Genomic DNA, 13,784 nt, shown 5'->3' with positions numbered 1-13,784 from the left:
TATTGTAGACTATATTGATTACTATAACAATAAACGAATTAAGGTCAAACTAAAAGGACTTAGCCCTGTGCAATACAGAACTAAATCCTTTCAATAATTAATTGTCTAACTTTTTGGGGTCAGTACAAATTCTTCATTCTTACTCTTTTCTTATTCTCTCATCAAAGCTTACTTTGCCAAAGCACCCATGGGATCCCATGGTGCTAGCACAAGTAGCTCCGCTTCATATGCTGCTAATTCTGCAGCTGTCAAAAACTCTTTACGAACGACGATTTGATAGGTATATTCATCCATCCAAGCGTCAGAGGCTACGAAATAGCCCTTGTTACCAACCTTTTCACCCCAGGAGTTTTCGACCTTCCATTTCTTAGCCTTGCCATTTTCATCCAAGTCCACTCCTGTCAAGACCATGGCGTGGGTCATGAGGCTTTCGCTATAGTCCAAGCGACCTGCCTTGTCCTGAGTTAGTCGAATATCCATGCTAGCAGTGAAATCGTGTATCCCTTCTGCCATAACACCTGCCTTGCGATTGCTAGACTGACCAACATCAGAGCCAAACCAAACAGTCTCACCAGCCTGCATTTGCGCAATAGCCAGCTCTTTTAGTCGATCCATTTCAACATTCAAATAACGGACTGGCTTGCTGCCAACGACATTGCCCAGCATCTCAACTGTATAGGACCTACCATAAGGCTTGTCTGCAGTCGGTGCATTGATGATAGAGACATAGTCATCTAGCTTAAGATCGACATATTTTTGATAGAAAGTCAAAGGTGTCAAGCCGCTCTCACTATGGAAATGATTGTCCTTATCGCGATAAGAAAAGTCAAAATGGCGAGGCGGCAAGCCTAAATTCATAGCTAGGAAGTTAAAGACTTCCTGAAGAAGTTCTTCTTTCTTGGCCTGAAGTTCTGACGATTCTGCCCCTTCCGCTCTTAATTCTCGCAAAATCTGCGCATCTTGACGCAGGAGTTTATTGAGAATCTGATTGAGCTCACGGCTGTTGCTGGAAGAAATTGACTCTGGATAGACGGACTTGGGTACGACGCCATATTTTTCAAAAAGAGAAACAACCATATCCCATTGACCGCCATCCTGCTGAGGCGTATCTAAGAGAAACTTAACCTTGCGACTAGTCAATTCTTGGTCAGCGGTTGCCAGCACCTGCTCTAAGAACCAGTTGGATTTTTCATATTTATCCCAAAAGAAGGTGTGGGCCTGAGATAGTTCAAAATCTTCCAATTGGAAACCAGCAATCATCTTGTGGCGGAAGGTATTAAGAGCTGCAAACATCCAACAGCGCCCAGACGCTTTCTGGTCGCTAACCTTATCCTTAGTGAGATCCAGTGAAAAGACTGGCGTGTTTTCCACAGCACTGCTTCGCTTCTCCAAGGATGTCAAGAGGCCATTGTGGCTGATGGCATTTTCCATTGCTACAAACTTAGGATTAGCTTCATAAGCAGCATACAACTTATCTGTAAAATCTTGTTCTAACGACTTCATAGAATCCTCCTTGTCATTATACATCTATTATAGAACTTTAAAAAAGGAGTGCAAGTAAAAAGGCTAGACAAAAGAGTCCTAGCCTTTTTCTAAATCAGATTTTAGGATGCCATAGACGGAAAAATCTTTGACTTGTCCTTTATGAAATACAGCCTGACGGAAAGTGCCTTCGTAGCTCATGCCAGCTTTGGCCATGACACGCCCAGAAGCTGGATTGGCTGTTACAAATCTTGCTGTGACACGATTGAAACCTGCACCTTGCAAGAGATAGATTAAAACAGCTTTCAAAGCTTCTGTCATCAGCCCCTGCCCCCAATAGTCTTTACTTAAAATATAACCGACCTCGCAAGCATTGACTGCCTCATCCATGTCCACCACACTAATATCACCAAGCACATGTTCAGGATTTTCTTTCAGGCAGATGGCCCACTTGTAAAAATCCATGTTTTGATAATTCTCAACCCAGCGAGCAATAGACTGTTTGGTGACTTCAGGACTCTCGTGAGCATCCCAGGTCACATTCAGCAAATTATCCGGACGAGAAGCCCAGTTGTCATACATAGCTTGAGCATCCGATTCCAGAAAAGGTCTTAGTAAAAGACGTTTGGTTTCAATGAACTGTGTACCTATCTTTTTCATAGCTTCCTCATTTCTTGGCTCAGACTAAAAAGATTCGATAGAGATTTTCACTTCCAAAATTCGTCAAAAATCGTAATCGGCAAATGCCGTTTGTGCTGGCCTTTATGCCACCAAGACTCGATAGTTTCTTGAGCTTGGGCTGAAACGGACTTGCCTTCGAGGTAGTCGTCAATTTCATTGTAGGTCACGCCCAGAGCAACTTCATCCGCAATCCCAGGTTTTTCTTCTTCCAAGTCAGCTGTCGGCACCTTTTCATAGAGAACCGGATCCGCTCCTAAGGCGGCCAAAAGCTGCTTGCCTTGCCGCTTATTGAGACGGTAAAGCGGTAAGATATCTGCTCCGCCATCCCCAAACTTGGTGAAAAAGGCCGTGACATTTTCTGCTGCATGATCCGTCCCAATGACAGCCCCACTGTATGAACCAGCCAAAGCATACTGGGCAATCATACGGCTGCGGGCCTTGATATTGCCCTTGTTAAAATCAGAGACTTTGGCACCCGTTGCCTCTACAGCCCTTGTCATGGCATCAGCAGATTCCTTGATATTAACTGTCAGACTGACATCAGGCTGGATAAAAGCCAGAGCCTTTTGCGCATCGTCTTCATCTGCCTGAACACCGTAAGGCAGACGGACAGCAATAAAGCGATAGCCATCATCTCCAGTCTCAGCTCGCATTTCCTCTACAGCCAGCTGAGCTAAGCGGCCAGCCAAGGTTGAATCCTGACCGCCAGAAATTCCCAGAACATAACTTTTCAAAAAAGGGTGCTTTCTCAGATAGGCCTTAAGAAAGTCCACTGACTTGCGGATTTCTTCCTCCGGGTCAATCACTGGTTTGACGCCCAGTTGAGCGATAATTTCTTCTTGTAGGCTCATTCTTCTGCTCCTGTCTGGTAGGCTTTCTTGCGCATCTGGTCAATCAAATCCATCTTATCCTGCCAAATATCTCTAGCCAGGTCAACTGGATAATCCTGTGGATTGAGAACCCGCTTGTACTCATCCCAGAGTTTATCAAATTCCTTACGGGCATAGGCTTGAATTTCGGTCAGGCTCAGCTGATTATAGACCAAATTCCCTTCTTGGAAAATCTCCACCAAAAGCGGTACAGCATCAAAATCCTTAACTGTCTTATTAATGTAGGTATAGGTTGGATGGAACATTTCCAGCTCTTCCAAGCCATTGACATCAAGGCCATCATAGGTAATGTAGTCACCCTCAGACTTCCCTTTTTCACGGCTGGTAATGCGCCAAACCTGCTTCTTGCCTGGAGTAGAAACTTTTTCAGCATTATTGGACAGCTTGATGGTATTGCGCAATTCTCCAGTCTCATCTTCAATAGCAACAATCTTATAAACTGCTCCTAAAGCCGGCTGGTCATAGGCCGTAATGAGCTTGGTTCCCACGCCCCAGACATCAATCTTAGCCTTTTGCATTTTCAAGTTGAGAATGGTATTTTCATCCAGATCATTGGACGCATAAATCTTAGCATCAGGGAAGCCAGCTTCATCTAATTGCTGCCGAACTTTCTTAGAAATATAGGCAAGGTCTCCCGAATCAATGCGGACACCCAAAAACTTAATCTTATCCCCTAGCTCACGCGCCACCCGAATGGCTGCCGGAACACCTAGACGCAATGTATCATAGGTATCTACTAGGAAAACACAGTTATGATGAGTCTCAGCGTAAGCTTTAAAGGCTTCATAATCATTTCCATAGACTTGAACGAGAGCATGAGCATGCGTTCCCAAGACTGGAATATCAAAGAGCTTGCCAGCTCGGACATTACTGGTTCCGTTAGCTCCACCAATCACCGCTGCCCTAGTCCCCCATATAGCAGCATCCATTTCCTGGGCCCGGCGCGTACCGAACTCCATCAGAGGCTCATCTTCGATGACAGAGCGGATACGAGCTGCCTTGGTAGCAATCAGCGTCTGAAAATTAACGATATTGAGCAGAGCAGTCTCAACAAGCTGACACTGAGCTAATGGACCTTCCACCTGCACGATTGGCTCATTGGCAAAAACCAAATCACCTTCCTGAACAGATCTTACTGTCAGGCTCATCTTGAGATTCCGCAAATAATCCAAAAACTCTCCATGATAGCCCAAGGATTGCAAATAATCTAAATCACTCTGGCTGAATGTCAGATTATTGAGATAGGAAATAATTCTTTCCAAGCCCGCAAAAACTGCGTAGCCGTTATTAAAAGGATTTTTACGGAAAAAAACTTCAAAAACTGCATGCTTGTTGTGAATATTTTGCTTGAAATAAACCTGCATCATGTTGATTTGGTACAAATCAGTGTGCAGAGTTAAACTATCATCTGGGTACATCTTCTTGCTCCTTTACGCTAGATACCTTTTATTATATCATAATTCCAAAAAAGCTAAGCAAATCCTGTCAATTCACTTGAATAGACATACTTGCTTAGCTTATATTTTTATGCTTGCTCTGTAAGATATTTGTAGGCTTCCTGACTGGCAATGGCACCATCGCCAACAGCCGTCGTAATCTGGCGCAGGTCTTTCTGGCGAACATCACCAATAGCGTAAATACCGGCTACTGAAGTCTTCATCTGATGATCCGTCAGAATCCAGCCAGCCTCATCAGTGATACCCAAGTCCGCAGCAAATTCACTAACTGGATCCAGGCCAACATAGATAAAGATGCCACCAAAATCTGCCTGACTAAGCTCACCTGTCTTGACATTCTTGAAGGTTACACCAGTCACCTTACGCTCATCACCATGGATACTTTCCACTACTGAATCCCAGACAAAGCGAATCTTTTCGTTGGCAAAGGCGCGATCCTGCAGAACTTTTTGTGCACGCAGCTCATCGCGACGGTGAACAATGGTCACACTTTTTGCAAAGCGCGTCAGGAAAATAGCTTCCTCTACCGCCGAGTCGCCTCCACCGACAACCAATAGGTCTTCATCACGGAAGAAGGCACCATCACAGACCGCACAGTAAGAAACCCCGCGGCTGTTGTAGTCTTCCTCGCCAGGAACCCCCAGATGACGATGATTGGCACCAGAAGCAATGATGACTGTTTTAGTTTCAAAACGCTCATCCTCTGTGATGATTTCCTTAAAATCGCCTCTATCTTCAATTTTTTCTACTAGGCCAAATAGATGTTCAACACCTAGATTCTCAAGAGGCTCAAACATTTTCTCTGCTAGCTCAGGACCACTGATATTGGCATAGCCTGGATAGTTTTCAATGTCAGCAGTATTGTTCATCTGACCACCAGGAATACCACGCTCCAGCAGGGCAACTTTTAGATTGCTGCGGGCTGCATAGAGGGCAGCTGTCATGCCAGCGGGCCCAGCTCCAATAATAATTGTATCGTACATAACTCTTCTTTCTCCTTGTTGTAACTAGAATTATTCTAACAACTTTTCTACAGTTTTACAAGCATTTAAGCTTTTAGGACAATGAGCAGGCCCAGCGTCGCAAAAGACAGGACTGGAATCGTCATAATGACAATCAAAAGGACATCGTACAGATGGCTCTGGCGCTCCTTGGCTGTCTTGTCCTTGCGGCGAATCATCCGCAGTCCAATCCATAAACCCGCAATAATCCCTACACCGACTGCAGTATAAATCAAGCTCTCGATATAAAGTGCAAATATTTGATCTAACATGTCAACTCCTCAAAGGTCAATCAGCCTCATAGTGCAAAGAATGGGAACAACTCCAAATCTAGCTGTCAGCATAAAACACCCACTAGACAAGAAAGCCTGCTCCACTGCATGCTGAGACTGAAAACAAACTCAGCTGGTCTAGCCAACTGAGCCTTCACTGTCTCTATTATATCAAATATAGGTCCGTTTGTAACTAGCAAAAAATTCCTTGGTTCTTTCTTCCTTTGGATGATGGATAATCTCATCTGGTGTTCCAGACTCTATGATTTTCCCCTTGTCCAAAAAGAGCACTCTATCGGCCACCTGAGCGACAAAGGACATATCATGACTGACCAGAATCATGGTCTGGCCAGACTTAGCTGCATCAGCGATTGATTTCTCTACTTCTCCGACCAACTCGGGATCCAAGGCTGAGGTCGGCTCGTCTAGCAAAAGAACATCTGGATTCATAGCCAAAGCCCTTGCTAAGGCTACCCGCTGCTTCTGACCGCCTGACAAATGTCTAGGATAGTGATTTTCTCGGTCTGACAAGCCAACCTTTGCTAACTCTTCCTTGGCTATCTTAGTCGCTTCTTGGTCTGACAGTTTCTTAACTACCAGCAGACCTTCCTTAACATTTTCCAGAGCTGTCCGGCGGGAAAAGAGATTAAACTGCTGAAAGACCATAGCTAGCTTGCGACGCAGCAGCAAAATCTCATCTTTGGAAATCCTTGAAAAATCCACTTTGAAGCCGTCGATAGCAATCTTTCCGCTATCTGGCTGTTCCAGATAGTTGAGGCTGCGGAGGAAGGTTGATTTCCCAGCACCAGAAGAGCCAATCAAAGCTACCACTTCGCCTTTTTGAATGTCCAAACTGAGATCATCCAGAACCTTTTGACCTGAAAAAGTCTTACTTAAATGTGAAATATTAATCATCAGATTCCTTCTCCTTCTGCTTGCTGAAGCGATTCAAATTTATCCGGCTGCTTGATATCCATCATCTTTTCGATCCAGCGGCCAAGTTGCTCAATGAGAATATTGACTGCCCAATAAATCAGCGAAACCGAAATAAAACGCTCAAAGTAACGGTAGTCCGCCCCCGCGATAGCCTGCGCCTTGGCAAAAATTTCCACTACACCAGCACTAAAGGCCAGAGATGTTCCCTTGGTCAAGCCAATCAGGGAATTAATCAGACTAGGTGTCGCCACTACTGCTGCATTGGGGATAATGACACGCATATAAACCTGCTTGTTGGTCATCCCTAAGCTGCGAGCAGCCTCAATTTCTCCCGGATCCACGGACAAGATTGCTGCCCGGATGGTCTCACTGGCATAAGCCGCTTCGTTGAAAGCAAAGGCAACAATCGCAAAGACAGATGCTGGAATATCATTGATATTAAAACTTGTGCCATACTGCTGGTTGATGGCCTTGAGCAACAAAGGAATCCCAAAATAAGTCAGCATGAGCTGGACCAGCAGAGGTGTTCCTCTCAGAAAGCTGACAAAGAAAGCCTGAATCGGATACAGGACTTTAACCCGATTAATCTTGACGATAGCAAAAACCATGGCAAGAAGAATACCAAAGACTGCACCACCCACCGTCAAAAGAAGGGTGATTGGCAGATTTTGCAAAATGCCGGGAATAGCCTCAAAAACAGCCCTTAAACTAAATAATTTACCATCTGGAATGAACTTGAGGAACTCCTCATACCAACCAGTTGTCAGAAGATAAGTTGTAACCACCATTATTACTTCCTTTTCTTGATAATGAAATATTTTAACACAATTCTGGAACAAAACAAAGAATTTGCTCCGCTTGGACTAGCAAGCTATGGCCTTTTTGACAATTAAAATATGAGCAGTCTGTGCAAATATTATGTATCCAAATACCAAACAGACCGCACTAAGCCCAATATAAAAATAGACTAGTTTCACTAGTCTATCATATCTATCTCACAAAGACTAATATATTTTTCTTATCACAGCGATAAGAAAAGTATATCACTAAAAGGTTTGACGCTTAGCCTTACGCTCTGCTCGACCACGTGCACGATTCTCTGCTCGCTTAGTCTTGCGGCGCTTCTCGTTCACCGCCCACTGAATTTTTTTCTTGTAGCCTGGTTTGATTTTTTTCTTTTTCTTCTTGACCAGCCCCAGCATTTCCGTATCCAGCTTCTCCCGGCTCTTTTCCCGATTGGCCCGACGGTCTCGGTCGTAGGTATCCTGAAACTCATCATCTTTTATCATCTTGGGAACGAACTTAATCCCCATCTTTTCCAACTCCCGAATATCTGAGTCGTCACTCGGCTGGTAGAGGGTAATGGCTGTGCCGGGAAGACCATTACGGCCGGTGCGGCCTACCCGATGGACAAAGAAAGACAAGTCCTGAGGAATGGCATCGTTGATAACATGACTGACACCTTCGATATCAATCCCCCGCGCGGCCAAGTCAGTAGCGACAATGTACTCAAAATCCAGATTTTTGACCTGATTCATGATACGCTTGCGCTCCCGCGGAGCAATATCGCCATGAATTTTAGCAACTTTGAGCCCTTGAGCTGTCAGATAGCTGTGCAGCTCATCTGCCCTCGTCTTGGTATTAACGAAAATCATAGCCAGATAAGGCTGTAGGAGCTGACTGATTTGATAAATCTGGGCATTCTTGTCTCTACCCTTGGTTGATAGGAGCCAGTTTTCAATGGTGTCCGCAATGACCGTCTTGGTCTTAATCTGCTCAATCACTGGATTAGACAGGTATTTTTTCAAAAAAGGCTGGAGCTTCTGTGGAATGGTCGCTGAAAAAACGAGAAACTGCAGGTCTTTTGGCAGCCGGCCTGCAATCTTATCAACCGTCGCCAAAAAGCCCATGTCCAGTGTCATATCTGCCTCGTCAACGACAAAGGTCTTGGCCTTGTGAATGGCCAAATCGCCAGACTCTACCAAGTCATAAATCCGCCCCGGCGTTCCGATGACGATATGAGGCTGACTGGACTCTAACTTCCCAATTTGGCGAGCCTTGTCTGTCCCACCGACATAGTTGGCCACCCGAATCTCCTTTTCAGAAAAGCTAGCTAACTGCCGAGCCGCCTGAAAAATCTGTGCTGCCAGCTCTCGACTTGGGGCTGTAATAACAGCCTGCACGCTGTCTGCTTCCTCATCCAGCATTTGAAAGATCGGCAGCAAAAACGTGTGGGTTTTACCAGAGCCTGTCTTAGACTCGCCAACCAAATCCCGGCCTGACAATACCACTGGAATCAGCTTCTCTTGGACTGGAGTCGCTTCAACGAAGTTCAGATCCCTGAGCGCTTCCTGAATATAATCTTTAAACTTAAATTCTGTAAATTTCATCTTGTCCTCTATTCTATTATCCTAACTATTATACCAAAAAAATAACCATCCTGCTTACCCTCAAATCTAAGAAGCAGAAAAGCGAGCCAGAGACTCGCTTCTTGCTATAGATATAGGATAGCTAGGGTCAAAAGACTGCCCACGATACCGATTCCCCAGAAGAAGAAATCGACCTTCCATTCGCTCCACTCCTTGCCGTGGCCAGTTAGGCCACCCAGCTCAAAGTGGTGATGAACCGGGGTCATCCGGAAAATCCGCTTACCGCCAGTCAGCTTGAAGTAGGTCACCTGCATCATGACAGAGGTTGTTTCAAACACATAGACGATACCAATCAAGAGCAGGGTCCATTCTTGGTGAAGGGAAATGGAGATAGCAGCCAGCATACCGCCCAAAGCCAGGCTTCCCACATCCCCCATGAAGATTTTAGCGGGCTTATGGTTGAAGACAAAAAAGCCTAGCAAGCCGCCAATCATGCTAATGATGACAATCAGAATATCAAAACGCTTCTGCTCAACAGAAATCAAAGCATAGGCCACCAAGCTAATGACCACCGAGATGCTGGCCAAACCATCAATTCCATCCGTCAGATTGACAGCATTGGAGAAGCCAATCAGCCAAAAAAGGACGAAAAAGACATAGAGGAAGCCCAGCTGGATAGGAACGGTAAAGACATTCAGCTGGTCGCCAGCCCCGTGTTGATTATAGAAGAAGTAAAAGACAACTCCACCGACCAGCTGCAGAAACAATTTCTGCTTGGGATTTAGACCCTCGTTGATCTTACGAAACACCTTAAGGAAATCATCCAAAAAGCCGACAACGCCATACAGGACCAAGATAAAAAGAATCATGATGAGGCCGTTTGACAGCTGATGCGAAAACAGACCAATAACAAAGCTGGCCAAAACAGATGTCAAGAGAAAGACAGTACCACCCATGGTTGGTGTTCCGGCCTTGGCCTGATGCTGCTTGACATCTTCGTGCATCTGTTGGCCTGTGATACGAGCCTTATGGTAAAAACGAATAAAGGCAGGAATGCCGATGATAGTTAGGATAAAAGTTACGATTCCTGCAATAAGAGCAATAAGCATATTAGTCTCCCATTGTAATTGTTATTTTCTTGAGATTTTTCAGCGAAGTATTGGTCTTCTCGCTCTGCTTGACGACCTTAGAGCCCTCTCCTTTGAAAGTGACTTCAATGTCCTGCCACTTGGCAAAACGTTCGACATTTGCCTTGGTCCAGCCGTACATATCAGGCAGACTTTCTAAATCATCTGACAAAATCAAAACCTGTTGATTGGCCTTAAGATTTTTACCTTCTTTGACAGATACTTTTTTAATCTTGCCACCTGTGCCTAGTACAATTGGCTGGACTAGGTTGCGGCGCAATTCATCTGCCAGACCACCAGGGCTGATTTGATTTTTCAGACCTAGTTGCTTGGTCAGTTTTTCTACGGATGGCATTTTATAGCTGGTTTCTTCAGTGACTGTTTCAAGAGCTGGAGTTGCCTCCGTTGTCAGATTAAGGCTGTCTTTGAGAGCGACTGCTTCTTCCAAGACCGGATTGACCACTTCCTGCCAGAATATTGGCTGGAATTTTTCCTCAGGCTGCTGAACTGTCACATACATGATAAATTCAGGATTTTCTGCTGGCGTCATGGCAACAACCGAGTAGATATAGTCGTTCTCACCCTCTAGATAACCATTTTCAGAAGCAATCTGAGCGGTCCCTGACTTAACAGCTACATTCTGACCAGCCACTTGAATGACGGGTTCTCCACCGACATTCAGGGTTCCGTGGTAGGCGTCTGTTCCGACTTGAACCATATAATCCCGAGTGGTTTGAGCTGCTTTTTCTGATACAGGATTTCCGATAATTTCTGTCGCTGTCTTACGAGCTGTATTGGTTTTAGGATCATGGATAGCATTGATAAACTTAGGCTCTACCATAACACCATCATTGGCTACAGATGAGAAGGCACGCAGCATCTGCACCTGAGTCACACCAATCCCTTGACCGAAAGAACTCATGGCAATCGTAACATAATTATCACCTGGCAGGGAGCCATAGGTTTCATTGCCCATCCCAAAGCGGGTCGGCAGGCCAAACTTAAACTTACTCAAGTAGTCCAGCCACTTGTCATTGCCCATCTTCTGCTCCAGAATGGTCATACCGACGTTACTGGAATAGGTAAATCCTTGGGCAAAGGTCAGGGTTTCCCCTTCCGAAATCCCCATGTTGACATTCCAGTCCCGAATGGTCGCATCCATGACTTTGTATTCTCTGCTGTCATAGGTATCGTTAGGATTAAAGCTGCCATTATCAATAGCTGAAGCCAGGGTCATAACCTTCATGGTAGATCCAGGCTCATACTGACCTTGATAGAGCATGGTGTTCCAGTTGCCCAGATTTTTCTCATTCAAGCCTTCCTTGGTATCGGCATTATAGGTCGGCCTTTGAGAGGTAGCTAGGATTTCACCGGTCTTGGCACTGACCAAGGTTGCATTGACAAACTTGCCTTTAACCTTTTCCTGAAAGGCGTTCATCCGCGTTTCTAGGTAGGTTTGCAAATCAGCCGACAGCGTTGTATAGACATCCTTACCATCCTCTGCCTGTACAGAGACCTTTTCTGACCCAGGCACAACATTACCATTTCGGTCTTTTTCGTAGGTCACAATCCCATTCTGACCAGCAAGAACCCTATCCAGAGCCTGCTCCATGCCAGAAGTTCCTTTCAGCGTCTTATTACCTTCCTTATCCTCTTGCAGCTGAGCAAGACCAATAAACTGGGAGGCAAACACGCCGTTATTATAACTGCGGTTAGGACTGGTAGTAAAGTCAATCCCTTCAATACCAGCAGCTTCAAAGGCTTCCCGCATAGCATTCATATTACTGTAGGTAATGCCATTACCCTGTGCCCCGAAGGAAACCTGCTTGAGATTTTTCTGAGCCAGCTGAGTTTTGACGTAGTCCTTATCCAACTCTAGGTATTGATTGAAAATCTCTGCCACCTTATCATACTGGGATTCTTCTACGTAGAGAATCTTGCCAGTAGCTGACTTGTAACTCTTGTCAATAATGGCATAGACATTATAGGTCGTGGCATCCTCTGCAATGGGAACTCCATTTCGGTCATAGATTGTTCCCCGCCGGGCAGCGACTGTGACCGTCTTTTGATGTACTACTTCTGCACCCTTTGATAGATTAACCCCGAACTTCTGATCTGTCCCGATAATGATGGCAAAATTAATCAAGAAAACGAAAAAGAGAAAGATAGCTAAGATGCTCATGCTCTTTCCCACTTGCCGCCGATTGTATTCAGGGGTTTGCCTATTTTTCAGGGCGTATTTTTTAATTCTTTCAAAAATTCTATTCTTCATCCGTTGAACTCACTGTTTTACGATTTCCCTTCTGGAGTTTCATATCCTGAGAGCTGGCTAACTGAGACAGTCTTTCATAGCGGGTCAGTTCATTGACTTCCTGCTTGATGTCGGCTAGCTCTGTCTGCTCCGCTTCAATCTGTGTATTGACTTCTGTCAAATCCCGATCCACTTGCAATAGCTTGGTCTGCATAAAGATGATGCTGACTGCTAAAATAATGGCCGTCAAAACGATAGATCCGTAAAAAGCCTTCTCAACTCGGGAAAATTTTCTCATCTGATCTTGAAGCGGGTTTGGTCTTTTTTCTGACATTTCTTCCTCACTTGTGTATCTTACGGGCCACGCGCAGCTTGGCGGAATGAGCCCGGTTATTGCTTTCTAATTCTTCTTTGCTTGGTAAAATTGGTTTACGGCTGACCAGCTCCAGCTTAGGCTGCAGTTCATCTGGGATGAAAGGTAAGCCCTTGGGAACATCCACTGTAGACGCCTCCTTGAAAAGCTGCTTGGTCAGGCGGTCTTCCAGCGAATGAAAAGTAATGACCGCAATCCGGCCGTCCACTGCCAGCAAATCAATAGCTTGCTGAATAGACTCATCCGCCGCTCCCAGCTCATCATTGACCTCAATCCGAATGGCCTGAAAAATCTGCTTGGCTGGGTGCCCTTTCTTCTTCAGCTCCTTAGCTGGCTTAGCCGACTTGATAATTTCGGCCAGTTCTGTCGTTGTTTCAATAGGCTTGATACTTCTAGCCTGCTCAATCTTGCGAGCAATCTGCTTAGAAAACTTGTCTTCGCCATATTTAAAAAAGATTCTTACCAAATCCTGATAGCTATAATGATTGACAACCTCAAAAGCTGTCAAGGCTGCCTCGCGATTCATGCGCATATCCAAAGGCGCATCCTGTTTATAGGAAAAACCACGCTCACGCTGATCCAGCTGAGGGCTGGAAACACCTAAGTCATAACAAATCCCATCAATTTCTTCCACACCAGCTTCTTGCAAACGGCTCTTGAGGTGGCGGAAATTGTCCTTGATAAAGGTCACCATCCCCCGCTCTACATAAGGAGCCAGGCGCTTTTTAGCATTGTCAATAGCTGTCTGGTCCTGATCAAAGGCATAAAGATGCCCCTCATCTCCGAGCTGACTCAAAAGATATTCGCTGTGACCAGCACCCCCAAGGGTCGCATCGACATAGATGCCGTCAGGCTTAACAGCCAGCTGGTCAACCGTTTCATGAAGAAGAACCGTAATGTGATGAAATTCGTTTGTCATATCTTACTTATTATATCACATTCAAA

14 protein-coding genes are annotated in these 13,784 nt (G+C 45.2%); 1 reads left to right on the top strand and 13 read right to left on the bottom strand.

The window, feature by feature from the left end:
• On the top strand, positions 1-97 hold a 97-nt coding region (locus QZ169_RS10340; protein WP_153210516.1), incomplete at its 5' end, for an IS3 family transposase.
• A gap of 71 nt (positions 98-168) precedes the next feature.
• Here the strand turns inward: QZ169_RS10340 and pepC are convergent.
• The 13 genes from pepC to rsmH all read right to left on the bottom strand — a co-directional run bounded on the left by pepC (position 169) and on the right by rsmH (position 13,758).
• A complete protein-coding gene (gene pepC, locus QZ169_RS10335) occupies positions 169-1,503 on the bottom strand; it encodes an aminopeptidase C (RefSeq protein WP_295506848.1) in 1,335 nt (444 codons plus the stop codon).
• A gap of 78 nt (positions 1,504-1,581) precedes the next feature.
• A complete protein-coding gene (locus QZ169_RS10330) occupies positions 1,582-2,142 on the bottom strand; it encodes a GNAT family N-acetyltransferase (protein ID WP_295506846.1) in 561 nt (186 codons plus the stop codon).
• A 47-nt stretch (positions 2,143-2,189) separates the two neighbouring features.
• Complete coding sequence (nadE, locus tag QZ169_RS10325; RefSeq protein ID WP_295506844.1) at positions 2,190-3,014, bottom strand: ammonia-dependent NAD(+) synthetase; 825 nt, start codon at positions 3,012-3,014, stop codon at positions 2,190-2,192.
• The gene (locus QZ169_RS10320; protein ID WP_295506842.1) at positions 3,011-4,471 is read right to left on the bottom strand and encodes a nicotinate phosphoribosyltransferase; all 1,461 of its coding nucleotides are present in this window, start codon (positions 4,469-4,471) and stop codon (positions 3,011-3,013) included. Before QZ169_RS10320 ends, nadE begins: the two co-directional genes overlap by 4 nt.
• 107 nt (positions 4,472-4,578) lie before the next feature.
• Positions 4,579-5,493, bottom strand: coding sequence for a thioredoxin-disulfide reductase (trxB, locus tag QZ169_RS10315; RefSeq protein ID WP_295506840.1), 915 nt, complete (start codon positions 5,491-5,493; stop codon positions 4,579-4,581).
• 65 nt (positions 5,494-5,558) lie between these two features.
• Positions 5,559-5,783, bottom strand: coding sequence for a DUF4059 family protein (locus QZ169_RS10310; protein WP_002896945.1), 225 nt, complete (start codon positions 5,781-5,783; stop codon positions 5,559-5,561).
• 171 nt (positions 5,784-5,954) lie between these two features.
• Positions 5,955-6,698 carry an amino acid ABC transporter ATP-binding protein gene (locus QZ169_RS10305; RefSeq protein ID WP_295506839.1) on the bottom strand — a complete coding sequence of 248 codons (744 nt, stop codon included), beginning with the start codon at positions 6,696-6,698 and terminating at the stop codon, positions 5,955-5,957.
• Positions 6,698-7,507 (bottom strand): amino acid ABC transporter permease, encoded by an 810-nt coding sequence (locus QZ169_RS10300; RefSeq protein ID WP_295506837.1) that lies wholly within the window; start codon positions 7,505-7,507, stop codon positions 6,698-6,700. The genes QZ169_RS10305 and QZ169_RS10300 overlap by 1 nt, the downstream gene beginning before the upstream one ends.
• 258 nt (positions 7,508-7,765) lie before the next feature.
• Entirely contained in the window at positions 7,766-9,109 is a 1,344-nt protein-coding gene (locus tag QZ169_RS10295; RefSeq protein ID WP_295506835.1) for a DEAD/DEAH box helicase, read from the bottom strand.
• Positions 9,110-9,213: 104 nt separating this feature from the next.
• The gene (gene mraY, locus QZ169_RS10290; protein WP_295506833.1) at positions 9,214-10,197 is read right to left on the bottom strand and encodes a phospho-N-acetylmuramoyl-pentapeptide-transferase; all 984 of its coding nucleotides are present in this window, start codon (positions 10,195-10,197) and stop codon (positions 9,214-9,216) included.
• Position 10,198: 1 nt separating this feature from the next.
• Entirely contained in the window at positions 10,199-12,487 is a 2,289-nt protein-coding gene (gene pbp2X, locus QZ169_RS10285) for a penicillin-binding protein PBP2X (protein WP_295506831.1), read from the bottom strand.
• Complete coding sequence (gene ftsL, locus QZ169_RS10280) at positions 12,477-12,800, bottom strand: cell division protein FtsL (RefSeq protein WP_124765592.1); 324 nt, start codon at positions 12,798-12,800, stop codon at positions 12,477-12,479. Before ftsL ends, pbp2X begins: the two co-directional genes overlap by 11 nt.
• 7 nt (positions 12,801-12,807) lie before the next feature.
• Entirely contained in the window at positions 12,808-13,758 is a 951-nt protein-coding gene (rsmH, locus tag QZ169_RS10275; RefSeq protein ID WP_002911280.1) for a 16S rRNA (cytosine(1402)-N(4))-methyltransferase RsmH, read from the bottom strand.
• Between the last annotated feature and the right edge of the window lie 26 nt (positions 13,759-13,784).

Origin of the sequence: uncultured Streptococcus sp., assembly GCF_905372115.1 — a bacterium.
Classification (GTDB): Bacteria; Bacillota; Bacilli; order Lactobacillales; family Streptococcaceae; genus Streptococcus.
The sequence above is the reverse complement of the archived record's forward strand: the minus strand, read 5'-3'. Positions and strand labels throughout refer to the sequence as shown.